General features: G+C 56.4%; 22 protein-coding genes. 15 read left to right on the top strand and 7 right to left on the bottom strand.

Translation table 11 applies throughout. The features are described from left to right. Positions 1 to 21: 21 nt before the first annotated feature. Entirely contained in the window at positions 22 to 1,107 is a 1,086-nt protein-coding gene (lptF, locus tag IPJ12_17505; protein MBK7648894.1) for an LPS export ABC transporter permease LptF, read from the bottom strand. 71 nt (positions 1,108 to 1,178) lie between these two features. Here lptF and IPJ12_17500 point away from each other — a divergent pair, with 71 nt between their 5' ends. The 6 genes from IPJ12_17500 to IPJ12_17475 all read left to right on the top strand — a co-directional run bounded on the left by IPJ12_17500 (position 1,179) and on the right by IPJ12_17475 (position 8,572). Then, positions 1,179 to 2,675 carry a leucyl aminopeptidase gene (locus IPJ12_17500; GenBank protein MBK7648893.1) on the top strand — a complete coding sequence of 499 codons (1,497 nt, stop codon included), beginning with the start codon at positions 1,179 to 1,181 and terminating at the stop codon, positions 2,673 to 2,675. After that, positions 2,672 to 3,094 (top strand): DNA polymerase III subunit chi, encoded by a 423-nt coding sequence (locus IPJ12_17495; protein MBK7648892.1) that lies wholly within the window; start codon positions 2,672 to 2,674, stop codon positions 3,092 to 3,094. Before IPJ12_17500 ends, IPJ12_17495 begins: the two co-directional genes overlap by 4 nt. Before the next feature lie 9 nt (positions 3,095 to 3,103). Then, entirely contained in the window at positions 3,104 to 3,478 is a 375-nt protein-coding gene (locus IPJ12_17490; GenBank protein ID MBK7648891.1) for a hypothetical protein, read from the top strand. 41 nt (positions 3,479 to 3,519) lie between these two features. After that, a complete protein-coding gene (locus IPJ12_17485) occupies positions 3,520 to 5,064 on the top strand; it encodes a glycosyltransferase family 39 protein (GenBank protein ID MBK7648890.1) in 1,545 nt (514 codons plus the stop codon). A 63-nt stretch (positions 5,065 to 5,127) separates the two neighbouring features. Next, entirely contained in the window at positions 5,128 to 8,079 is a 2,952-nt protein-coding gene (locus tag IPJ12_17480; protein MBK7648889.1) for a valine--tRNA ligase, read from the top strand. A 1-nt stretch (position 8,080) separates the two neighbouring features. Then, positions 8,081 to 8,572, top strand: a complete 492-nt coding sequence (locus tag IPJ12_17475; GenBank protein ID MBK7648888.1) for a hypothetical protein — start codon at positions 8,081 to 8,083, stop codon at positions 8,570 to 8,572. Between the two features lie 44 nt (positions 8,573 to 8,616). On the opposite strand, the gene pabB is transcribed toward IPJ12_17475, so the two are convergent. From pabB to IPJ12_17460, 3 genes are all read right to left on the bottom strand, one after another. Next, positions 8,617 to 10,191: an aminodeoxychorismate synthase component I gene (gene pabB / locus IPJ12_17470; GenBank protein ID MBK7648887.1), complete on the bottom strand. Its 1,575-nt coding sequence runs from the start codon at positions 10,189 to 10,191 to the stop codon at positions 8,617 to 8,619. Positions 10,192 to 10,349: 158 nt separating this feature from the next. Beyond that, complete coding sequence (locus IPJ12_17465) at positions 10,350 to 10,577, bottom strand: sulfurtransferase TusA family protein (protein ID MBK7648886.1); 228 nt, start codon at positions 10,575 to 10,577, stop codon at positions 10,350 to 10,352. Between the two features lie 39 nt (positions 10,578 to 10,616). Further along, the gene (locus IPJ12_17460) at positions 10,617 to 12,068 is read right to left on the bottom strand and encodes a M48 family metallopeptidase (protein MBK7648885.1); all 1,452 of its coding nucleotides are present in this window, start codon (positions 12,066 to 12,068) and stop codon (positions 10,617 to 10,619) included. Between the two features lie 64 nt (positions 12,069 to 12,132). Here IPJ12_17460 and moaC point away from each other — a divergent pair, with 64 nt between their 5' ends. From moaC to soxZ, 3 genes are all read left to right on the top strand, one after another. Continuing rightward, the gene (moaC, locus tag IPJ12_17455) at positions 12,133 to 12,615 is read left to right on the top strand and encodes a cyclic pyranopterin monophosphate synthase MoaC (protein ID MBK7648884.1); all 483 of its coding nucleotides are present in this window, start codon (positions 12,133 to 12,135) and stop codon (positions 12,613 to 12,615) included. A 189-nt stretch (positions 12,616 to 12,804) separates the two neighbouring features. Further along, positions 12,805 to 13,101, top strand: a complete 297-nt coding sequence (locus IPJ12_17450) for a hypothetical protein (GenBank protein MBK7648883.1) — start codon at positions 12,805 to 12,807, stop codon at positions 13,099 to 13,101. 2 nt (positions 13,102 to 13,103) lie between these two features. Further along, on the top strand, positions 13,104 to 13,415 hold the full coding sequence (gene soxZ, locus IPJ12_17445; GenBank protein MBK7648882.1) for a thiosulfate oxidation carrier complex protein SoxZ: 312 nt from the start codon (positions 13,104 to 13,106) through the stop codon (positions 13,413 to 13,415). 83 nt (positions 13,416 to 13,498) lie between these two features. On the opposite strand, the gene IPJ12_17440 is transcribed toward soxZ, so the two are convergent. Then, on the bottom strand, positions 13,499 to 13,702 hold the full coding sequence (locus IPJ12_17440) for a cold-shock protein (protein ID MBK7648881.1): 204 nt from the start codon (positions 13,700 to 13,702) through the stop codon (positions 13,499 to 13,501). A gap of 271 nt (positions 13,703 to 13,973) precedes the next feature. Here IPJ12_17440 and clpS point away from each other — a divergent pair, with 271 nt between their 5' ends. The 5 genes from clpS (at position 13,974) to IPJ12_17415 (ending at position 20,436) form a co-directional block, all read left to right on the top strand. Continuing rightward, positions 13,974 to 14,282, top strand: a complete 309-nt coding sequence (gene clpS / locus IPJ12_17435) for an ATP-dependent Clp protease adapter ClpS (GenBank protein MBK7648880.1) — start codon at positions 13,974 to 13,976, stop codon at positions 14,280 to 14,282. Continuing rightward, positions 14,282 to 16,540: an ATP-dependent Clp protease ATP-binding subunit ClpA gene (clpA, locus tag IPJ12_17430; protein ID MBK7648879.1), complete on the top strand. Its 2,259-nt coding sequence runs from the start codon at positions 14,282 to 14,284 to the stop codon at positions 16,538 to 16,540. Before clpS ends, clpA begins: the two co-directional genes overlap by 1 nt. A 65-nt stretch (positions 16,541 to 16,605) precedes the next feature. Further along, positions 16,606 to 17,097 (top strand): ribonuclease E activity regulator RraA, encoded by a 492-nt coding sequence (gene rraA, locus IPJ12_17425; GenBank protein ID MBK7648878.1) that lies wholly within the window; start codon positions 16,606 to 16,608, stop codon positions 17,095 to 17,097. A 218-nt stretch (positions 17,098 to 17,315) separates the two neighbouring features. Next, on the top strand, positions 17,316 to 18,614 hold the full coding sequence (aceA, locus tag IPJ12_17420; protein ID MBK7648877.1) for an isocitrate lyase: 1,299 nt from the start codon (positions 17,316 to 17,318) through the stop codon (positions 18,612 to 18,614). Positions 18,615 to 18,810: 196 nt separating this feature from the next. Continuing rightward, a complete protein-coding gene (locus IPJ12_17415) occupies positions 18,811 to 20,436 on the top strand; it encodes a methyl-accepting chemotaxis protein (GenBank protein ID MBK7648876.1) in 1,626 nt (541 codons plus the stop codon). 126 nt (positions 20,437 to 20,562) lie between these two features. On the opposite strand, the gene IPJ12_17410 is transcribed toward IPJ12_17415, so the two are convergent. Then, positions 20,563 to 21,465, bottom strand: coding sequence for a LysR family transcriptional regulator (locus tag IPJ12_17410; protein ID MBK7648875.1), 903 nt, complete (start codon positions 21,463 to 21,465; stop codon positions 20,563 to 20,565). Positions 21,466 to 21,586: 121 nt separating this feature from the next. Between IPJ12_17410 and IPJ12_17405 the strand changes: the two genes are divergently transcribed. Further along, on the top strand, positions 21,587 to 23,185 hold the full coding sequence (locus IPJ12_17405; GenBank protein ID MBK7648874.1) for a malate synthase A: 1,599 nt from the start codon (positions 21,587 to 21,589) through the stop codon (positions 23,183 to 23,185). 175 nt (positions 23,186 to 23,360) lie between these two features. Here the strand turns inward: IPJ12_17405 and IPJ12_17400 are convergent, their stop codons facing one another. Next, the gene (locus IPJ12_17400) at positions 23,361 to 23,594 is read right to left on the bottom strand and encodes a DUF2789 domain-containing protein (GenBank protein MBK7648873.1); all 234 of its coding nucleotides are present in this window, start codon (positions 23,592 to 23,594) and stop codon (positions 23,361 to 23,363) included. Between the last annotated feature and the right edge of the window lie 68 nt (positions 23,595 to 23,662).

The following is a 23,662-nucleotide window of genomic DNA, read 5'->3' as shown; positions in this document are numbered from 1 at the left end:
TAACGCTGATAGATACTAGACCTAAACACCGGACCTCCTCTGCCAAGGCATTTTGATCGCGATGCGTCGATAAAACAGGAGCACCAGCGGCACCAGCATCATGGCGTGTATCGCCCATACACCGATCCAGAATGATAGCTTCCCTTGCGCAACCCATGCTTGGGCAACCCACAATAGATTGCTGTAGATGGCATAAATCAAAACCGCGATCAACATATTGGCTGAACGACCAGCACGCGGATTGACATAGGAAAGCGGGATGGCCAGCAAGGCCAGAATCAACGCCGACACCGGAATGCCAATCCGCCAGAGAAGCTCACCCCGCGCCTTATTGCTATCTTCTTGCAGGAGGTCAATCGTAGACATTCGATTGGGCAAGCGCTCGGTGGGCCTGGTTTCGCCATCTTCAGTACGAACCTTGTATCGTTCAAATTCCATCACGCGGAACTCAGGTGACCCAGGCTCAACTTCATAACGGCGTCCGTTTTCCAGAACCACGAAACGATCGCCATTTTCGGCAAACTCCTGGTATCCCCGATCAGATACGACGACACCCAACTTGCCATTTTGAAAGCTGGCGACAAAAATGTTACCAAGGGCCGTTTCGCCATCGGCCAGTGCCTCAACGAAAAATACCCGCTTTCCAGCTTTTGTTTCCTGAAAAACCCCTGGAGATATCTGCGAAGCATCACTACGTGCCGACAATACCTGCCGATACTGCGCCGTGTTCAAATTAGCCCAGGGCGAAAGAAAGCCTGCGAGCGCCGCAATAACCAGTACAAATGGCAGCGCAAAAGCAAGAACCGGTCGTATCCAGGCGGTGAGCGGCAATCCACAGGAGAACCAGACAACCATCTCCGAATCCCTGAAAGCCCGCGACAAACTCAGCAGAATCGACACAAAAAGCATCAGACTCAGCACGAGGGGCATCAGATTCAACAAGGCAAAACCGAGCAGCGAGGCAACCGCCTCGGGAACGATGCGCCCGCCGACGGCCTCTTTTAGGAGGCGAATTAACAGGATGGAAGCCAGGATAGCCAGCAGAGCAACACTGATGCCGGCGGCTGCCTGAGCAAACTCGCGCCGTGCGGCGCGTTCGAATATCATGCTTTGACGAAACCGAAAAAATGCGAGGATAATCCCTCGGAAACTGATATTTCCTTGACCAGGAGCAGCTTGTGGAATTTAGCATAAAAAGTGGCAGCCCGGAGAAACAGCGTAGCGCGTGTGTCGTCGTCGGGATTTTTGAATCGAGGAAACTGACGCTGCCGGCAGAGTTGCTCGACAAGGCCTCAGGTGGCTATATTTCCGACATTATTCGACGCGGCGACATGGAAGGTAAATCCGCCAGCACATTGTTACTGCAAAATGTTCCCGGAACCCTGTGTGACCGCATTCTGCTGGTTGGATTGGGCAAGGAAAAAGAATTCCGTGAGAAGGAATTTGGCAGCGCTATCAGCACGACTGTGAAAGTGCTCAATGAGACCGGCGCTTTCGAGGCGTCAATATTCCTGACCGAACTCCCTGTTAAGAAGCGCAATGTCGGCTGGAGAGTTCGTCAGGCCACACTGCTTGCATTGGATTCAACCTATAAATTCGACCAATTCAAAAGCAAGAAAGAAGAGGTCCGGCGCCCGTTACGCAAGCTGACTTTCAGTGTTGAACGACGCAACGAGCTGGCCGTAGCTGAGGAGGCTTTGAGTCAGGGTCTCGCCATCGCAGAAGGTGTTGCCATGACCAAGACACTTGGCAACCTTCCACCCAACATCTGTCATCCAACCTATCTGGCGGAACAGGCGCAGGCAATGGCTCAGGAATTCAGTCTCGAATGCGAAATACTGGATCGCGCGGACATGGAAAAACTGGGCATGCACTCGCTGCTTGCCGTGGCTCAAGGCTCTCATCAACCCCCGAAATTGATCATTCTGAGTTACAAAGGCAGCAAAGCCACCGAGAAGCCAATTGTTCTGGTGGGCAAGGGTGTCACTTTTGACACCGGCGGCATTTCATTGAAGCCCGGCGCAGAAATGGACGAAATGAAGTACGACATGTGTGGTGCTGCCAGCGTCCTTGGCACCATGCAGGCCGTTGCACGCATGGCCTTGCCAATCAATCTCACCATCATTGTTCCGGCAACTGAAAACATGCCAGGCGGCAGCGCCACCCGCCCCGGCGATATCGTGACTTCGATGTCCGGCCAAACTATTGAGATCCTCAATACGGATGCCGAAGGCCGCTTGATCCTCTGCGATGCGCTAACCTATGCCGAACGCTTTGAGCCGGACACCGTGATCGATGTCGCCACGCTAACGGGGGCCTGTGTCGTCGCTCTTGGCAATGTAGCAACCGGCCTGTTCGCCAACAAGGATGCATTGGCTCGGGAACTGCTCGATGCTGGCGATGATGCCTACGATCGCGCATGGCACATGCCACTCTGGGATGACTACCAGGAATTGCTGAAAAGCCCGTTTGCCGACATGGCCAACATTGGCGGTCGCTGGGGTGGCGCCATCTCGGCTGCTTGCTTCCTGTCCCGTTTCACCAAGAAATTTGACTGGGCACATCTCGATATCGCGGGCACCGCGTGGAAATCCGGTGCCAACAAGGGCGCCACTGGCCGACCGGTTCCGCTACTCACCCATTACCTGCTGCAACGCGCAGGCATGCTCAATTGACGCAGGTTTTTTTCTATCACGGCGCGGCAGACAAAATCGCCGCTGCCTGCGCCTTGTTGAGCGGTGCGTATGCAAAAAAGAAACCCGTGCTGGTTTACGCCGTCGACAACGCTGTCGCCAGCGGCATAGACCGCCTGCTGTGGACACATGCGGCCCTCAGTTTCGTTCCTCACTGCCGCGCCGACTCCCCACTGGCAACCGAGACGCCAATCCTGATTACCGACAAGCTGGATACAATCGCGCAGGATGAGCGTCTGATGAACCTTAGCCAGAAAATCCCGCCCGGCTTTTCACGCTTTCAAAGTCTGATTGAAGTCGTTGGACAAGACGAGGCCGACCGCACCTCTGCTCGTGACCGCGTAAAGTTCTACAAGGATCGAGGATACGAAGTCCGCTACTTCGATCTCAGCGACCGCTAAGGAAACACCGTGCCCAGCCCAATCATCGCCCGAGCCGATGCCCTGATGCATCGCAAGCGCCAGAGCAGCAGCGAATTTGACGACGTCCCGGTATTGACCGACAGCATTGACGACGACAACGATATTCCCTTGTTAACAGATATCGCCGTCGCACCTGAACCTGAGCTGGCAGCGGCTTTAGAACAAGTCGAAACCAATATTGAGGAACACGTCAGCGAGCCATGCGAGGCACCATCGCCAGCTATCCATCCCGCACTGCGTGAACAATTGGTTCAAGAACTCGCTGCCCGGATTGAAGAACGCCTCAAGGCCGCGCTACCCCAGATCATCAATTCGACAGTTATGGATTTTCTGGCCGAACATGAAATGATCGCCAACAGCTAGTTGACCCGCCTACGGCCGAGAGTCCCGCGCACAATTACGTCATGAATTCGAGCAACTCAAGCGTTTCTGCTCCCGCAGAACGACAACGTTTTCCATTTTCGCTGATTTCGGTCATTGCGATTGTCGCTACTTACGCATCCATCCATGCATTTACGCGTTTATTTGCCTCTGGCAATCTGGGCGAAGATGACCCACTGGACAATCTGCTCATTCAAACCTTGGCACCGGGGTATAGCGCCCAGCAAGGCCCGCTTTACGACTGGGTTTTATGGCTGCTGCAGCAGATTTTTGGCACTGGACTTCAAAGCTTTCTGTTCCTCAAGTACAGCCTGTTGGTCATCATGGCCGGGTGCCTTTTCCAGATCACCCGGCGCATTACGCAGAGCGCGATGTGGGCCTTCATCGCTGTCGAATCGATGGCGACGGTCTACCAGATTTTCTGGCGATTTCATGAAGGTTTCACCCATCGTGTCGGTGCCATGGCGCTGTCAGTCGCCACTGTATGGGCCATCTTGCGCTTGGTCGACCGCCCAAACCGCGCCAACTACCTTCTATTTTCGGTGCTAATCGGGCTTGGCCTGCTTTCCGAACACATCTACGCTTTTGTATTGCCGGCAACACTGCTTGCAGCATCGATGCAACCGACCATGCGAGCCCGGATATTTTCGTTGCCGATGCTGCTATCGACCCCGGTCTCGCTGCTGATAGTCTCCCCTTACGCCTACTGGCTGATGGCCGAGCCCTTACGCCTGGCAGCGCTTGGTGCCGCCATTTTCCCGGAAATCCCCACCCATTCGCCGGCCGGTCTGGGCATGGGCCTGCGCGACGCAGCCAGCTTTCCACTGCTCGTTTTATCCCCCTACATTGTGATTCTGCCGATGGTTTTCCCGGCGATCTTCCGGACGATCTTCAAACACAGTCCATTGCGCGTGTCCAACCCTGCACAATTCGACCCCAAGCTGTTCATTCTGCATCTTCTAATCATTGAACTTGGCGGCAACCTGTTGTTCAACGGTTTACTCTATTCGCGCTCCAATTACGCAGTGCACAGCATCTTGCCAATGCTCGTCATCGCCATCCCCTGGCTCACGGCCAAAGCCCAGGAAACCGAGCCCACGCCGCGCCGGGTACGCGTCTTCATGTTGGTACTGTTCGCCTTTACCATTACCGCCTATGCCGTTCGCAGCGGGAACTTGTTCGTCTATGAACCGTTCTGCTCCCGATGTCGCTGGGGCGTCCCCTATGCTGATCTTGCGGTCAAATTACAGGACAGGGGTTTTCATCAGGGCACCATCATTGCCGATGACCCGATGATCGGTGGCAACCTTCGACGATTCTTTCCGGATTCACGCATCATCGCCCCTGGCGTTGAAGCCACCCCGCCGATGGCTGATGGAAAAATCGCCATTATCTGGCCAGCCTCCGGCAAGAGCAGTGAAATTCCCGCCGAATTACGCCATCTGGCCCCCGGCATTTCTCCTGACAACGTGCCTGAAGTGATTGAATTGCCGTGGAAACACCTATGGAAACCACTCGGCTACCGCACATCCACCTGGGCGACCGTCATCATTGACAGAGCAGACTAGCGAGGCAGAGTAGCGAAACAATCGCGGGTATAATCGAAGGTTTTCCCCATTTCTGCCAAGCCCATGGAACTCGCAAAAGCCTTCGAACCCGCCGACATTGAACGCCGCTGGTACCCCGAGTGGGAAGCCAAGAATTACTTCGCTGCCGGCGTAGACAGCAACAAGGCGCCTGACGAGAACTTCTGCATCCTGCTGCCGCCACCCAATGTGACCGGCACGCTGCACATGGGCCACGGCTTCAACCAGACACTGATGGATGCGCTGACCCGTTACTACCGGATGCGCGGCCACAACACGCTGTGGCAGCCAGGCACCGACCACGCCGGCATCGCGACGCAGATCGTTGTTGAACGCCAGCTCGACGCCCAAGGCATTTCGCGCCACGACCTCGGCCGCGAGAAGTTCCTGGAAAAGGTCTGGGAATGGAAGGAATACTCCGGCAACACCATCACCAAGCAGATGCGCCGGATGGGCACCAGCCCGGACTGGAAGCGCGAACGCTTCACGATGGATACCGGCCTCAACAAGGTGGTTACCGAAACCTTCGTCCGTCTGTTCAAAGAAGGCCTGATCTACCGCGGCAAGCGTCTGGTGAACTGGGATCCGAAGCTGCACACGGCCGTTTCCGACCTCGAGGTCGTGCAGGAAGAAGAAGACGGCTTCATGTGGCACATCCGCTATCCGCTGGCCGACGGCTCGAGTAGCCTGGTCGTCGCCACGACGCGGCCGGAAACCATGCTCGGCGATACCGCCGTGATGGTCCATCCGGAAGACGAGCGCTACAAGCACATGATCGGCAAGATGGTGAAGCTGCCGCTGACCGATAGAGAAATTCCGATCATCGCCGACAGCTACGTCGATCTCGAATTCGGCACCGGCTGCGTCAAGGTCACGCCGGCGCACGACTTCAACGACTATGCGGTTGGGTTGCGCCATAACCTGCCGATGGCATCGATTCTGACGCTGGATGGAAAGATTGAAACGAATCAATTCCCCCAAGCGCGCCAAGTCCATGAAGCTTTTGGTCAAGCCAATATTCCAGTTGGTGAAACCAGGATCGCTCACCAAGCTCCGAGCCACGCCGTCATGCAAATTCTCGAAGCGATTCCAGACAACTATGTTGGCAAAGACCGCTTTGAGGCGCGAAAACTGATTGTCGAGGATCTCGAAAAAGGGGAATACCTAGTCAAGGTCGACAAGCACAAACTGAAGGTGCCGCGCGGCGACCGCACCGGCGTCGTCATCGAGCCGATGCTTACCGACCAGTGGTTCGTTGCGATGTCGAAGCCGGGTGAAGACGGCAAGTCGATCACCGAGAAGGCGCTCGACGTCGTGCATTCCGGCGAGATCAAGTTCTACCCGGAAAACTGGGTCAATACCTACAACCAGTGGCTGAACAACATCCAGGACTGGTGCATCTCGCGTCAACTGTGGTGGGGCCACCAGATTCCAGCCTGGTATGGCAGCGATGGCGAAGTGTTCGTTGCCCACAACGAAGCCGAAGCCCAAGCCGAAGCCGCCAAACAGGGCTATACCGGCGCGCTGAGTCGCGACGAAGACGTCCTCGACACCTGGTTCTCCTCCGCCCTGTGGCCGTTCTCGACGCTGGACTGGACGGGCGATGAAGCCATCGACGCCGCCAATCCGATTTTGCAGCAATATTTGCCGTCGACCGTACTGGTCACTGGTTTCGACATCATTTTCTTCTGGGTGGCGCGCATGGTCATGATGACCAAGCAGATCACCGGCCAGATCCCGTTCAAGCACGTCTATGTGCATGGCCTGATCCGCGACGGCGAAGGTCAGAAGATGTCGAAATCGAAGGGCAACGTGCTCGACCCGATCGACCTGATCGACGGCATTGGCCTGGAAGAGCTGGTAAAAAAACGTACGACCGGTTTGATGCGCCCAGAGGACGCCCCAAAAATCGAGAAAAGGACCCGCAAGGAATTCCCGGAAGGCATCGCCTCCTTCGGCACCGACGCCCTGCGCTTCACCTTTGCCTCGCTCGCTTCGCCCGGCCGCGACATCAAGTTCGACCTGAATCGTTGCGACGGCTACCGCAATTTCTGCAACAAGCTGTGGAACGCAACGCGCTTTGTGCTGATGAACGTCGAAGGCCATGACTTGGCTCTCGAACATCAGCAGAACGGCCCGGCCTGCGGCGGCAATGCGCCGCTCGAATTCAGTTTCGCCGATCGCTGGATCGTCAGCCAGTTGCAGCGCGTCGAAAAGGAAGTCGAGCAGCACTTCACCGACTACCGTTTCGACCTCGTTGCGCAGGCTATCTACAAGTTCATCTGGGATGAGTTCTGCGACTGGTATCTGGAAATCGCCAAGGTCGAGATCCAGACCGGCAACGACGCCCAGCAACGCGGCGCCCGCCGGACCTTGGTCCGCACGCTGGAAGCCATCCTGCGCCTGGCTCACCCGCTGATTCCGTTCATCACCGAAGAACTGTGGCAGACCGTTGCACCGATTGCCGGGCGCAAGACGCACGACTCGATCATGCTCGCTGCCTACCCGCGCGCCGAGGAATACAAACTTGACCCGGCTTCGGAAGCCAAGGTCGAGCGCCTCAAGGCCCTGGCCTACGCCTGCCGCAACCTGCGCGGTGAGATGAACGTTTCCCCTGCCCTGCGCATGCCCTTGCTGGTGGCCGGTGGCGGTGCCGAAATCGCCGAGTTCGCGGCCATCCTGCAAGCGCTGGGCAAGCTCTCCGAAGTACAGATCGTCGACGACATGCCGGCCGATGCCATGGCACCGGTTGCCGTCGTCGGTGAAACCCGCCTGATGCTCAAGGTGGAAATCGACGTTGCCGCCGAACGCGTGCGCCTGTCCAAGGAAATCGAAAAGCTGGAAAAGCAGATTTCGATTGCCCAGGGCAAGCTGGCCAACGAAGGCTTCGTCGCTCGCGCGCCGGCCGCCGTGATCGATCAGGAAAAGCAGCGCGTTGCCGACTTTACCGCCACCCTGGAGCAACTCAAGCCCCAGCTGGCAAAGCTGGGAGCCTGACATGACCGAAGCCGTCGCGCCCCCCGTCAACCGCTTTGCCCACATCTTCAAATGGCTGATGATTTACTGCGTTCTGGTCTGGATGTGGGGTCTGGCGCTGATGGCGGCCTGGCCTTGGGAAAAAGGGGGCGAATGGCTGCCGGCGTTCCCGCTCGTCGCCACCTGCAAGCCCGATACGCCATGCGTGATCCCCTACGGCGAACTGGCCAAGGCACGTGCCGAAGGGCGCCTGCAGGCCGTTAAACCGCCCGTCGACAGCGGCGAAACTGCATACGAACAGATCAACGTATCGTGGAAGCCGGGCAAGGAGGCGGGACTGATCGAAACCACAGCCGCCGCCTGGAACTTCCAGATAACCGTTCGCTATCGCATCGACAATGATGAGCCAGTGCTGGTCGCCTACCGCGAAATCAGCATCAAGATGTTCCTGTACGCGCTTGGCGCTGCGCTATTCAGCGCCGTTGGGCTTTATTTGCGTCAATTGCGCAAATAATTGATTACCACGGTCAACCGGAAAAAACGGCCAAAATCGAAAAACTAGCGCAGCGTGACGCGAATCAAGCCACGCAGCGCATTACCCATCCAGAACCCGTCGGCCAGATCGGCCGGCTGCAGCACCGCCTCTCGGGCCTGACCACGCGCCAGCAAGTCAGCCCGCAGCACCCCGGGCAAGGCACCACTCTCGATCGGCGGCGTCAGCAACACCCCGTCACGCTCGACAAAAATATTGCTCCGGGCACCCTCGGCGACCTCGCCGCGTTCATTTAAGAACACCAGGTCGAAAATCGGCGAATCGGCCGGCAGACTGCGCAAAGCTGCGTCGTACAGCGCGCGAACCGTCGTCTTGTGGCGGCGAAAAGTATCGCGTGAATCAATGCGTTCCGTAGCCATGACCGCCAACCGCATCTCAGGTGGCGCCCCGTCCAACGCCGCCGACTGCACGTCAATCGCCCCGGACTTGTCCAGCGTTACGCGTACCCGCCACGTCCCTTTCGCCGGCTGTGACCCCAGCTCCCGAAACAGTGATTGCTCATCGAGCGGAAATCCGAAGTAGCGCCCCGAACGCCGCAGGCGCGCCAGGTGGCCAGCCCACATCGGATACATCCCCCCGTCGCGGCGCAGGGTTTCAATCAATTTGAAGCCGGGGTCGCAATCACTCAGAAAGCTCCCCTTGAGCAGACACTCCGCCCACTCCGCCGACGCTTCCGAATCCGCAACCACACCACTGCCAACACCCAGCTGTCCATGGCCATCCGCGCCCAGCGCCAGCGTGCGGATCGCGACGTTCAGCCTGAAATCTTCATGCGGCGCCAGCCAGCCAAGAGCACCGGTATAAATGCCACGCTTCCCTGTCTCCAGCTCAGCGGCAATCTGCATGGCGCGAATTTTCGGCGCACCGGTAATCGATCCACAAGGAAACAGGGCGTTCAATATCTCGCCGAAGCTACGCTGGCCAACATTCGCCGAGACCTCTGAAACCATCTGCCAGACAGTCGGGTATGCCTCGATATCAAACAGCCGGTCGACCGCGACGCTGCCATGCTCAGCAATACGCCCAAGATCGTTGCGCAGCAGGTCTACGATCATCAAATTTTCGGCACGATCCTTGGCCGAATTTTTCAACTGATCGGCCGGCGCGCTGCGCGCAGCGGTGCCTTTCATCGGCCGGGTCAGCAAACGCTCGCCGTGCCGTTCCAGAAACAACTCAGGCGACAGTGAAACCAGACCTTGTTCGGCATCGCCAACAAAACCGCCGTAGCGTACCGGCTGGCGCTCGCGCAATCGTGCATAGAGCGTCAGCGGCGTGCCGAACCATTCGAAAGTCATCGGGAAGGTGAAATTCACCTGATAGCAGTCACCTTCGAAAATCAGCTGTTTTATCCGGTTGACCGCAGCAACATAGTTTTTTTCATCAAGACCCGGCTGCAAACCACCAACCCCGGCAACCACGCCATCCACCTGCGCCGCCAGCCAGTCTTCTGCCGCTTCCGCTGTCATGGACAGACGGTGGGCAAATCGCCAGAAGCGCGCAAGTGGTTGCCCACCCGGCTGCCAACCCGGCGGTGCCGATGCCGGCTCCAGCAGATAACCCAGTTCGTAATCGAGCGCCACCACCGTCCACTGCGGATCGCTTTGCAGACGGCTCAGCGCATGTTCCAGCGATGCCCGGTCGCAGACCTCAAGGCAATCGACCAGTCCATCGAAACGCCAAGCGGCGGGTTCGCCTGCTGGCGCCCGCCTGTCCTCGAAAAATGCGATGAAATCTGTGCTTATTTGCGTTTCAGGTAAAACTCGAAAACGCGATTTTCTTCCTTTTGCCCCAGCAGTTCGTTGCCGGTTTGCTTGGCAAAAGCGGGGAAATCCTTCATCGACCCCGGATCGGTTGCCTGCACGCGCAGAATCTTGCCCGACTCCATCTCGGCAAGCGCCTTCTTGGTACGCAGGATAGGCAGCGGGCAGTTCAGCCCTTTAACGTCGAGATCGCGATCGAATTCCATGATGATTTGGTGTGAAGGATTGGATTACCTATTTTAACTCTACCAACTCCGCTTTTCCTTCAGTTCCTCGTTCAGGCGCTGCTTCATTTCGCGCAAACGCCCATCAATCGAAGACATCTCGAAAAAATTGGCATCCCCGGCCTTTTGCGCCAGTTCAAGTTGTCCAACCGCACCCTGCGTTTGCCCCTGCAAAGCAAACACTTCAGCCAACGCACGGTGCTGCATGGCTTTCTTGCCCAGGCCAGCGTAACTTTCGGCGCGCATTTTATGGAAACGCACGTCTTCAGGATAGTTGCTCAACTGCGCTTCCGAAAAGCGCAGTGACTCATCAAAGCGACCCGCGCCAATCAAGGTGCTGCCGTAACCATAGAGCAGACCATGGCTCAATGGGAAACGCACCATCGCATCGCGATAAGCGGTCAATCCACCGGCCGTATCACCTTCGGCAATCCGTATATCGGCTCGCAGATGTTCCAACATGGGCGCCGACACCTTGAGACTGCGGATGGCATCCACCTGCTGATCCGCCGCACGCCAGTCACGATTCCGGAAATAGGCGAACGCCAAGCCATAGCGAATCGCAGCCTCGGAAGCAAATTTCCGCTCGCGCAGCAAGGTCTCGAGATCCTTGATCGCATCTTCGGGCGTTCCCTGAAGGGCACGTACCTTGGCGCGCACCAGTTGAAAATCAACACTGTCGGCCACTTGTTGATAGGGGATTGCCTGTTCGCGATTCTGCATGTCGGTCAAACGCTCGCCCGTTAGCGGGTGCGTGCGCAGATAAGCCGTCGCGTTGTTCTCGTAAAGGCGAACGGACTTCTGCAAGCGCTCAAAAAAGACGGCCATGCCCCGAACGTCAAAGCCGGCCTTGCGCAAAACGTCGAAGCCCTGGCGATCGGCCTCCCGCTCGAAATCCCGCGAAAAGGCGAGTTGCGCCGAAATTGCCCCTGCCTGGGTTCCGGCTATCGCTGCGCCGGCTAGCTGACTGCTTGAACGCGCCGCCAGCAATGCCAGGGCCATCGCCACCATCGAAGCCATGTCGATTTTTTTCGACTGAAAGACCTGACGGGCAATATGACGCTGGGTCACGTGCGATATTTCATGGCCCAGCACACCGGCAAGTTCCGACTCCGTCTGAGTCGAGGCAATCAATCCGGTATGCACGCCAATATAGCCGCCCGGCATGGCGAAGGCGTTGATGCTCGGATCGTTGATCGGGAAAAAATAAAAGCCGAACCCGGGATCAGCGCTGACCGCCGCCAAACGATTACCCAACTGGTTCAGGTAATCCTCAACATCCGCATCGTCCAGATAAGCCGGTTCACTCCAGCGAATTGCGTGCATTATCTGCTGGCCGATCTTTTTCTCGGCGCTCACCGACAACTCATTGCTGGCAACGTCCCCCAGCTCCGGCAGATCATCCGCTCGCAACGGTTGCACAGTCAGTGCACAGGCAAGGAAAAAAGCGGTCAGGCGTCGAAAAAGAGGCATGGTGCTATGATACCGCAGCCCAGAAAACCGCCCGTGTAGCGGATCGTAACCAATTAGAAATCCCGTGAACAATCAGAACCTGACACATTTCGATAGCAGCGGACAGGCCCATATGGTCGACGTTGGCGCCAAAGCAGAAACAGCCCGTATCGCCCGTGCCGCCGGCAGCATATTCATGAAGCCGGAAACCTTGGCGCTCATCCAGTCCGGCTCTGCCAGAAAGGGTGACGTTCTGGGCATCGCCCGCATCGCCGCCATCCAGGCCTCAAAACGCACCGGCGACCTGATTCCACTTTGCCACCCTATCGCGTTGACCCGCGTTACTGCCGATTTCACGATCGACGAAACGCAAAATGCCGTCCACTGCACAGTAACGGCCGAGTGCTTCGGTCGCACCGGTGTCGAAATGGAAGCACTGACAGCGGCCTCAGTCGGGCTGCTCACCATCTATGACATGACGAAAGCAGTCGACCGCGGCATGCGTATCGACAATATTAGGCTCATCGAAAAGAGCGGCGGGAAATCCGGCCATTGGGTCGCTGAATAGTACGGACCAAGCATGTTCGAATTACGCCGGAAATTCCTGAAAAACAGCACGTCAGCCGCCCTGCTTCTCCCGCTGTTGGCCGGCGGTTTACTGAAACCAACCCGACTGCTTGCCGCTGAATGGAACAAGAGTGCTTTCACAGCGCGAAACATCAATGATGCCCTGAAAGCCTAAGGCGGCAACAATGCGGTGGAATCACGCGACATCCTGATCAATGCGCCGGAAATCGCCGAGAACGGCGCCAAGGTGGAGGTTGAGATCACCAGCAACATCGCCAACACCCGAAGCCTGGCCATCTTTGCCGACAAAAATCCGATGCCGATGTGTTCAGCAATTGAGTTCTCCGGCCCGGTTCTGCCCTACGTCAAAGCGCAACTCAAACTAGCAGAAACCACACGCATTCGAGCAGTGGCCAAATCCGCAGATGGCAAAATCCATGTTGCCTTCCGTGAAATCAAGGTCACGCTTGGCGGCTGCGGGGGCTGAACATGGCTGAACAGATCAAAATCCGTATCCAGAACCAGGGTGAAATTAGCGACATTCGCATTTTGATGCAGCATCCGATGGAAACCGGGCAACGCAAGGATGACAAGGGGCAAGTACTCCCGATGCACTTCATCCAGAGTTTCACGGTCAACCTGAATGGCAAGCCAATGATCGAAGGTCAGCTCAACACGTCGATCTCGAAGAACCCGCTCTTCACCTTCAAGGCCCGCGGCATTAAAGCCGGTGACAAGCTCTCTGTCGTCTGGATAGACAACGACGGCGACCACCGTCAGGACGAAATAACTGCCACCTGATCGCCGCATCGACTATCCGTCCCGCCAATGAAAAAAGCCCGTCTGAAACCAGACGGGCTTTTTAACGTGCAGCTATCCGAAGCTTAGGCGCTCTGGATGTTGGACGCCTGCTTACCCTTAGGGCCTTGCACGACATCGAAGGAAACTTTTTGACCTTCCTTCAGAGTCTTGAAACCATTCATGTTGATGGCGGAAAAATGTGCGAAGAGATCTTCGCTGCCATCATCAGGCGTGATAAAACCAAAACCCTTGGAATCATTGAACCACTTGACAGTACCGATTGCCATGTTTGCAACTTTCTTACAATAGACGAACAAATTACGGGTCTCCCCGACTCCCTGTTTGAGCTCAGTGACCCGGTGCATCACAGCAACCTCGATACAGCATGAAGCCAAACACGATTGCTTTCTACGCCAGTTAAATTATGCCGTCAACAAATTTAAATGCGGCGGCGCAGCAAAATTCTTTTACTTCAATCGCCCTCCTGATCTTGAAATCGGGCCTTTCGTCTCAATATTTTTTATTGCAGATTAAGGCGGACTGTATAAAATCGAACGCATGGCTACGAAGGTTCAGGAAGGCGGACAACTTGAGGCAAAGCGCAGCAAGCTAGGCCCGCCAAAGATGTACAAGGTGGTGTTGCTGAACGACGACTACACACCGATGGAATTCGTCATCACCGTTCTGCAGCGTTTTTTTTCTCTGGATACTGAACAAGCGACGCGAATCATGCTCAAAGTTCACAATGACGGCCGAGGTGTATGCGGTGTGTTCCCCCGGGACATCGCCGCAACCAAGGTGGATCAAGTGATTGCATTCGCCCGCATGCACCAACACCCGCTTGCTTGCATCATGGAGGAAAACTGATGATTGCTCAGGAACTCGAAGTCAGCCTGCACATGGCCTTTGTCGAGGCGCGTCAAAAACGCCACGAGTTCATTACCGTCGAACACCTGTTGCTGGCATTGATCGACAATCCCTCTGCGGCAGAAGCACTGCGCTCCTGCGGCGCAAAAGCCGATGCGTTACGCAAGGATCTGACCAACTTCATTGACGAGCACACGCCCACCGTTTCGGGCGAAGATGACATTGATACGCAGCCGACGCTCGGGTTCCAGCGAGTCATTCAACGGGCCATCCTGCACGTTCAATCTTCTGGAAAAAAAGAGGTCAATGGCGCCAACGTCCTGGTCGCCATTTATGGCGAAAAGGATTCGCACGCCGTCTATTTCCTGCAAAAGCAGGGCGTAACCAGACTTGATGTCGTCAATTACATCTCACACGGCATCAGCAAGATACCGCAGCCCAAGGCAGCCGCTGAAACCGAAGTGGAAACCGAAGGCGAGAAGACCGAAGCCGGTCCGCTGGAGCAATACACGATCAATCTGAACGCTCTTGCGTTGCAGGGCAAGATCGACCCCTTGATTGGCCGCGACAAGGAGCTTGAGCGAGTCATCCAGACGCTGTGCCGCCGTCGCAAGAACAACCCGCTGCTGGTTGGCGAGGCTGGTGTCGGCAAGACAGCCATTGCCGAAGGTCTGGCCCGCAAGGTGGTCGAAGGCGATGTGCCGGAAATTCTGGCCAAGGCCAACGTCTATTCACTGGACATGGGTTCGCTGCTTGCTGGCACAAAGTATCGCGGTGATTTCGAACAGCGCTTGAAAGGCGTTCTCAAAGCCTTGCAGGACAATCCGCACGCCATTTTGTTCATCGACGAAATTCACACCCTGATCGGCGCCGGTTCGGCCTCTGGCGGCACTCTGGATGCGTCCAACCTGTTGAAGCCCGCGCTCTCATCCGGTCAATTGAAGTGCATCGGTGCCACGACCTATACTGAATTCCGGGGAATTTTCGAGAAGGACAGCGCGCTGTCACGTCGCTTCCAGAAAATTGATGTCAATGAACCCTCAGTCGCTGAAACCGTTGAAATCCTAAAGGGATTAAAAGCCCGCTTTGAGGCCCACCACGGTATCAAATACTCCGCGACCGCCATTTCCTCGGCAGCGGAACTTGCTGCGCGTTACATCACCGACCGCCATCTGCCAGACAAGGCAATTGACGTTATTGATGAGGCTGGTGCAGCGCAGCGTATTCTGCCCAAGTCGAAGCAGAAAAAAGTCATCAACAAAACGGATATCGAAGAGATTGTTGCCAAGATTGCTCGTATCCCGTCGCAGCACGTATCACTGGATGATCGCGGCGCGTTGAAGAATCTCGACCGCGATCTGAAGGCCGTTGTCTTCGGTCAGGACAAAGCTATCGAAGCGCTGGCCAAGGCGATCAAGATGGCCCGCTCCGGGCTGGGCAATCCAGGCAAGCCGATTGGCTCCTTCCTGTTCAGCGGACCGACTGGCGTCGGTAAGACTGAAGTTGCCAAACAACTGGCCTACGCCCTCGGTATCGAATTGCAGCGTTTCGACATGTCGGAATATATGGAACGCCATGCAGTCTCTCGCCTGATTGGTGCGCCTCCCGGCTATGTCGGCTTTGACCAGGGCGGGTTGTTGACGGAAGCGATCACCAAAAAGCCCTACACCGTGCTGCTACTGGATGAAATCGAGAAGGCGCACCCGGATATCTTCAATATCCTGCTTCAGGTGATGGACCATGGCACGCTGACGGACAATAACGGTCGCAAAGCTGATTTCCGTAATGTGGTGATCATCATGACCACCAATGCCGGGGCGGCCGATCTGCAAAAATCGAGCATGGGCTTCACCAACAACAAGCAGACCGGCGATGAAATGGCCGAGATCAAGCGTCTGTTCACGCCAGAATTCCGCAATCGTCTGGATGCAACAATCTCCTTCGCGCCGCTGGATCACGAGGTCATTCTGCGCGTGGTCGACAAGTTCCTGATGCAGCTGGAAGAGCAGCTGCACGAGAAGAAGGTCGAGGCACACTTCAGCGAAGCAGTGAAGGAAATGCTGGCTGAAAAAGGATTCGATCCGCTGATGGGCGCCCGCCCGATGTCGCGCCTGATTCAGGACACCATCCGCTCGGCACTGGCTGACGAACTATTGTTCGGCAAGCTGGCCAATGGCGGACGTGTCACGGTCAACCTGGATCAAGACGGAAAAATCACACTCGACTTTGAGGAAGAAAAGACCGAAGCAGTCGTCTGAACGATTGCCATCCACCCCGAAAGCCGTGCAAGATTGCACGGCTTTTTTATTTCAAGGACCCCATGATGACCTTCAAGACACCCGACCTTTGCGATGAATTTGAAAGTGAATTGGGCAAGACCGTTCGCGTCGTTGCCCCGATGTTCCAGCGTTACGGTGGCCGCACCAGCTTTTCCGGCCAAATTGTCACGCTGAAGATTTTTGAGGATAACGCACTCGTTCGCGAAGTTTTCGGCGAAGACGGCCACGGCAAGGTTCTCGTCGTCGACGGCGGCGGATCGCTACGTTGTGCTCTGGTTGGCGACCAGCTCGCCATTCTCGCAGCGAAAAATGGCTGGGCTGGCGCGGTCGTCTATGGCTGCATCCGCGACTCGGGAGATATCAACGGCATTGATCTTGGTGTCCGCGCCCTGAATACGCACCCGCAAAAAACACTCAAGAAAGGCGTCGGGGACAAAAATGTGGCCGTGACCTTTGGCGGCGTTACATTTAATCCCGGCGAGTATCTCTACGCCGACGAAGACGGGGTGCTGGTCAGCAGCAAACCTTTGTGCTGACGCAGCGCAATTTCATTTCATAAAGACAAACAGCGTTTTGCATTGTGAAATTACGATTACAAGGCACTGTTTTTATTGAAACAAATAATGTCTTATGTCTTATATAAGACTATTGCTGCTCCGCAAAAAAATAACTATACTTTATCTTGTCGACGTTGCAAGATATCCCACTGCTTCAACGCCGTTATCTCCTAAACCAAATCTCCTGAGGAATTCACATGAGCACTCGCGAACAGCAAATCGCCGCCCTCGAAAAAGACTGGGCTGAAAACCCCCGCTGGAAGGGCATCAAGCGCGGTTACTCCGCCGCTGACGTCGTCCGTCTGCGTGGTTCTTTCCAAGTCGAGCACACCCTGGCCCGTCGTGGTGCCGAAAAGCTGTGGGATCTGGTCAACAACACCCCCTACGTCAACTGTCTGGGCGCCCTGACCGGCGGTCAAGCCGTTCAGCAAGCCAAGGCTGGCATCAAGGCCATCTACCTGTCCGGCTGGCAAGTTGCCGCCGACAACAACGAATACGCCGCCATGTACCCGGACCAGTCCCTGTACCCGGTTGACTCCGTGCCAAAGGTTGTCGAGCGCATCAACAACGCCTTCAACCGCGCCGACGAAATCCAGTGGTCCAAGAACATCAACGCTGGCGATGCCGGCCACGTCGAATACCACCTGCCGATCGTCGCTGACGCTGAAGCCGGTTTCGGCGGCGTGCTGAACGCCTACGAACTGATGAAGGCCATGATCCGCGCTGGCGCAGCTGGCGTGCATTGGGAAGACCAACTGGCTTCCGTCAAGAAGTGCGGCCACATGGGCGGCAAGGTTCTCGTTCCGACCACCGAAGCCATCCAGAAGCTGATCGCTGCCCGTATGGCTGCTGACGTTTATGGCGTGCCGACACTGGTTATTGCCCGTACCGATGCTGAAGCTGCTGACCTGCTGACCTCCGACTACGACGAGAACGACAAGCCGTTCCTGACCGGCGAGCGTACCGCTGAAGGCTTCTACAAGACCAAGAAGGGTCTGGACCAGGCTATCTCTCGCGCTATCGCCTACGCTGACTACGCCGACCTGGTGTGGTGCGAAACCGGCACGCCGGATCTGGAATTTGCCCGCAAGTTCGCTGAAGCCGTGCATAAGGTTCACCCGGGCAAGATGCTGGCCTACAACTGTTCGCCTTCCTTCAACTGGAAGAAGAACCTCGACGACGCCACCATTGCCAAGTTCCAGAAGGAACTGGGCGCCATGGGCTACAAGTACCAGTTCATCACCCTGGCCGGCATCCACAACATGTGGTACCACATGTTCGACCTGGCCCAGGACTACGCCAAGCGCGGCATGTCGGCCTACGTCGAGAAGGTTCAAGAGCCGGAATTCGCAGCTCGCGACCGTGGCTATACCTTCGTCTCGCACCAGCAGGAAGTTGGTACCGGTTACTTCGACGACGTCACCACCGTGATCCAGGGTGGCAAGTCCAGCGTCACCGCGCTGACCGGCTCGACCGAAGAAGAACAGTTCCACTAAAAAGCTTACCGCTTTAGATTGCCGCCTTATCCGGTGGCATGAGGCCAGCACTCACAAAGTGCTGGCCTTTTTATTTGTTGCGGGTAAGTAACATTGATCCAATTACCCATTTATCGAAAACAATAAATAAACCAAATTTCAATCAAAAATTGATAATCTAGCATTCTAAAATTTGAAGTCACTCAAGGGAGTTTCCGTGTTTAAAGATTTGAGCATCAGCAAGCGGCTGATTATTGGTTTTGGCCTGCTTATCATGATCCTTATTGTCACCAACCTCATGGCGATGAAACGTATGGCGGAGACAATGGATAACATGGACCTTCTGGTCAATGAACGCGTCCTAAAGATAAAAGAGGCCAACAATATCAATGAACGTACGCTGTCCATTGGTCGCTCCTTGCGTGGCATCCTGATTGCCGATAGTCGTGAAGAACGCGAAGCGATCAAAGCAGAGATCCATAAATTGCGCGAGCTGAACGGCCCTTCACTGGCTACGCTCGAAAAACTGATTCATTCGCCAGAAGGCAAAGCTTTGTTAAGCAAAATTGTCGCTGTGCGCGACAAGGCTGGCCCGCAATACGAACAGTATTTTAATATCGCGGAACGCGACCTTAATGAAGCCAAAACTTACATCAAGACGGAATTGACTCCGACGATGAATGGTTTCCTCGAAACAACGCACGCCATGGTTGAGTTTCAGGAATTGCTGATGCATCAGGCCGTTGAAAAGGATAGAGCGGCCTACGCCAGTGGCCGCAATATGAACATTGGCATTCTGATCGTTGCCACCCTGTTCGCGGTTGGCTTGGCATACTGGATCATCGCCTCAATATCGGGACCGCTATCCAGCATGCGTCAAATCATTCAGCGGGTCCGTGACAACAAGGATTTCACGCAATCGATTCCCGTCGTCGGGCGAAATGAGGTTGGCCTGACCGCCTTAGCCTTCAACGACCTGCTGGCAACCATGCGCGAGACCCTTGGTGGCTTACGCCAGGCGACAAATCGCATCGACGATGCATCGCAACAATTGGCCAACGGTGCCCAGCAATCAGCCCGTGCCTCCGAAGACGCCAGCGAATCTGCATCCTCCATGGCGGCATCGGTTGAACAGGTTTCGGTCAGCATCAATCATGTGGCTGCCAATGCCGGCGATGCGCTTCAAATGGCGCGACGCTCCGGCGAGCTCTCGGACCAGGGTGGCGCTGTCATTGGCGAAGCGGTGGACGAGATGAAAGTCATTACCGCCGCCGTCAAGAATGTCGCCCTCCAGATTGATACCCTCGGCCAGCAATCGACACAGATTTCCGGTGTCGTGCAGGTCATCAAGGATGTTGCCGATCAGACTAATCTATTGGCGCTCAACGCGGCCATCGAGGCGGCCCGTGCAGGCGAGGCTGGCCGCGGCTTTGCCGTGGTGGCTGATGAAGTGCGCAAACTGGCTGAACGCACCACCCAGGCCACCGGCGAGATTGCCGCCATGATTGCCAGCATCCAGAACAGCGCAAAAACGGCCGTAGGCTCCATGGAAAATGTCGTTACACAGGCTGAATCGGGCATGTCGCTCGCCGAGCAGGCTGGTCACGCCATCATTCAGATTCGCGAGAGTGCCAACGACGTGGTGCGCGTCGTCAGCGACATCACCGAGGCAATTGCCGAACAGGGCTCGGCCAGCCAATCCATTGCCCAACAGGTTGAGCGCGTCGCGCAAAGTGCTGAAGAAAACCATGGGGCAGCACAAAGTACGGCTGATTCAGCCAGCGAACTGGGCCGACTGGCCAGAACGATGCGCGAAGATAGTGATCGCTTCGTGATCGCCTGAGTCTGCATCCACCACTTGATTATTTTTGCCCGTAGCTCACCCACGGGCAAAAATTCGAGATGCTACGGTCAACCGGAAAAATCGGCCCAATCTGAAATATTCTGCAGCCCGCTCACACCGCGCTATTCAGCGCAACTCCCAATAGCTTGGTCGGCTGTAGGTTTCCTTCAGCAAGTCGATGAACAGGCGCACGCGCAATGGCAAGTGTCGGCGCTGAGGAAAGACTGCATAAATGCCCATCGGCGGCGCCTGCCACGCGTCCAGCACCGACGTCAGCCGGCCCTCCTTCAGATCAAGTCCAACCTCCCATAATGAACGCCAGGCCAACCCCCGGCCGGCCAGCGCCCATTCATGCAGCACGGCACCATCATTGCATTCAAAAATTCCGCTAACCTTGCGGGAATCCACCTCGCTTGTATCGGGATGACGGAACACCCAGCCACGCTGCTGGCCCAAGGACAAACAGTTGTGCCGCTCCAGATCGTCAGGCGTCCGCGGCACCCCATGTTCCACCAGATAGGCCGGACTGGCGATTACCATCCGGCGCATTTCACCGAGGCGAACGCTGATCAGGCTGGAGTCCGTCAGATCACCGATGCGAATCGCGCAGTCGATGTTCTCGTTAATCAAATCCACCAGACGATCACTCAAATTCAGGTTGACCGTCACATCCGGGTTAGCCAGCATGAAATCACCGACCAGCGGCGCAACATGCTGGCGACCAAAGCCAGCAGGCGCCGAAACTTTCAAATGCCCGCCAGCCCGCACACCGCCGAGCGAGACGGTAGCCTCGGCGTTAGCCAGATCGTTGAGCAGGCGCTGGCAATCCTCCAGAAAAGCCTGGCCTTCGAAAGTGATGGTCAGTTTGCGCGTCGTGCGCAACAGCAACTTGATGCCCAGCCGCGACTCCAACGCATCGATGCGCCGTCCGACGATGGCGGGCGTTACGCCTTCGACCCGCGCCGCTGCTGACAAGCTGCCGCGTGTTGCCACGGAAACAAAGGCCTCAATCTGCTTCAGTCTGTCCATAACGGTCTATTTAATACTTTAAGTAATAGATGATTTGATTTTAGACCGGTTTTTAATCTTGCGCTGAAGGAATAGAATTCACTTCGTCACGTTATTTCACCCTTTCCAAACAGGAGTTCTCATGGCCCTCAATCTGCCCGCCGGCGTGCAAATCACCGCCCCGATCCAGCCACAATACGAATCCATCCTGACTTTCGAAGCGCTCGAACTGGTCGCCAAGCTGCACCGCGCCTTCGAAGCCCGTCGCCAGGAACTGCTGGCCGCTCGCGTTGCCCGCCAGGCCCGCATCGACGCCGGCGAAATGCCTGACTTCCTGCCGGAAACCAAGCACATCCGCGAAGGCGACTGGAAGATCGCCCCGCTGCCCAAGGCGCTGGAGCGTCGTCGCACCGAAATCACCGGCCCGGTCGAAGCCAAGATGATCATCAACGCCTACAACTCCGGCGCTGACTCCTACATGACCGACTTCGAAGATTCCAACTCGCCGAACTGGGACAACCAGATTCAGGGTCAGGTCAACCTGTACAAGGCCATCCGCCGCGAACTGAGCTTCACTGGCGACAACGGCAAGACCTACAAGCTGAACGACCAGATCGCCACCCTGCAGATTCGTCCGCGCGGCTGGCACCTTGATGAAAAGCACGTGCTGGTCGATGGTCAGCGTGTCGGCGGCGGCATCTTCGACTTCGCCGTGGTCTTCTTCCACAACGCCAAAGAGCAGATCGCCCGCGGCGCCGGCCCGTTCTACTACCTGCCGAAGATGGAAAGCCACCTGGAAGCCCGCCTGTGGAACGACATCTTCGTCATGGCCCAGGATCACTGTGGTATTCCGCAAGGCACCATCAAGGCCACCGTGCTGATCGAAACCATTCTCGCCACCTTCGAGATGGAAGAAATCCTCTATGAACTGCGCAACCACTCCTCCGGCCTCAACGCCGGTCGCTGGGACTACATCTTCTCCTGCATCAAGAAGTTCAAGAAGAACAAGGACTTCTGCCTCGCCCAGCGCAGCGCCATCACCATGGAAGTGCCCTTCATGCGCGGCTACGCCCTGGCCCTGGTACAGGCTTGCCACAAGCGCGGTGCGCCGGCCATGGGCGGCATGTCGGCCCTGATTCCGATCAAGAACGATCCGGTTGCCAACGAAAAGGCCCTGGCTGGCATCCGCCACGACAAGACCCGCGACGCCAACGACGGCTTTGACGGCGGCTGGGTGGCTCACCCGGGCCTCGTGCCGATCGCCATGGAAGAATTCGTCAAGGTTTTGGGCGACAAGCCGAACCAGTGGGAAAAGCAGGTTGAAGGCAACTTCGGCCCGGCACAGTGGCTCGACTTCCAGCCTGAACAACCGATCACCGAAGCCGGCCTGCGCAACAACATCAACGTCGGTATTCACTACCTCGGCAGCTGGCTGGCCGGCAACGGCTGCGTGCCCATCCACAACCTGATGGAAGATGCGGCCACCGCCGAAATCTCCCGCTCTCAGGTCTGGCAGTGGGTCGTTTCGCCGAAGGGCATCCTCGACGACGGCCGCAAGGTCACCGTTGAAATGGTCCGCCCGATGATCGCCGAAGAACTGGCCAAGGTGAAGGCAGCGGTCACCGCCCAGGGCGAAGACACCGCCAGCTACGACAAGGCCGCCGTGATTTTTGACGAAATGTCACTGACCCCGGAATACCCGGAGTTCCTGACCCTGCCGCTGTACGAAGCCATGGCCTGAACAAGATAAAAGCAGAAGCGGAGAGAGAAAAAACGCCGGGGAAACCCGGCGTTTTTATTGGTAGGCGTAATTTAAGCTGGGAACCCTACAGTATTCCGCTGCGAGCGAAGCGCCACGGTCAACCGGAAATTTTGGCCAAATTTGAAATTTTCTCGTGCTGCGAAACCAGAAGAAGTCAGCTATGCAACCGCGCGTTCAAGTCGTCAACCACTTCTGCCCAGTCGCCATCTTCGAGTATTTCCTCACGAAGAAATGCTGCCTGAGAGGGTTTCCAGAACGGCGCATCAGCCAGTTGAACGGCTTCGGGCATGGGACTATGAACGTCGATAAAGTGTTGGACGGCATTGGGCTCGGCCGGGAGGCCGAGTTGCTCGAACAGGTTGGGCAGGGTGTGGTAATGGAATTCCATCATTGCGCTCCTCGGTCAAAGACGTCAATCTGATCGCTACCTGACTTATAGATTACACCGTAGCCAGA

The sequence above is a fragment of the Betaproteobacteria bacterium genome (assembly GCA_016709965.1).
GTDB classification, from domain to species: Bacteria; Pseudomonadota; Gammaproteobacteria; order Burkholderiales; family Rhodocyclaceae; genus Azonexus; species Azonexus amarohabitans.
The sequence above is the reverse complement of the archived record's forward strand: the minus strand, read 5'-3'. Positions and strand labels throughout refer to the sequence as shown.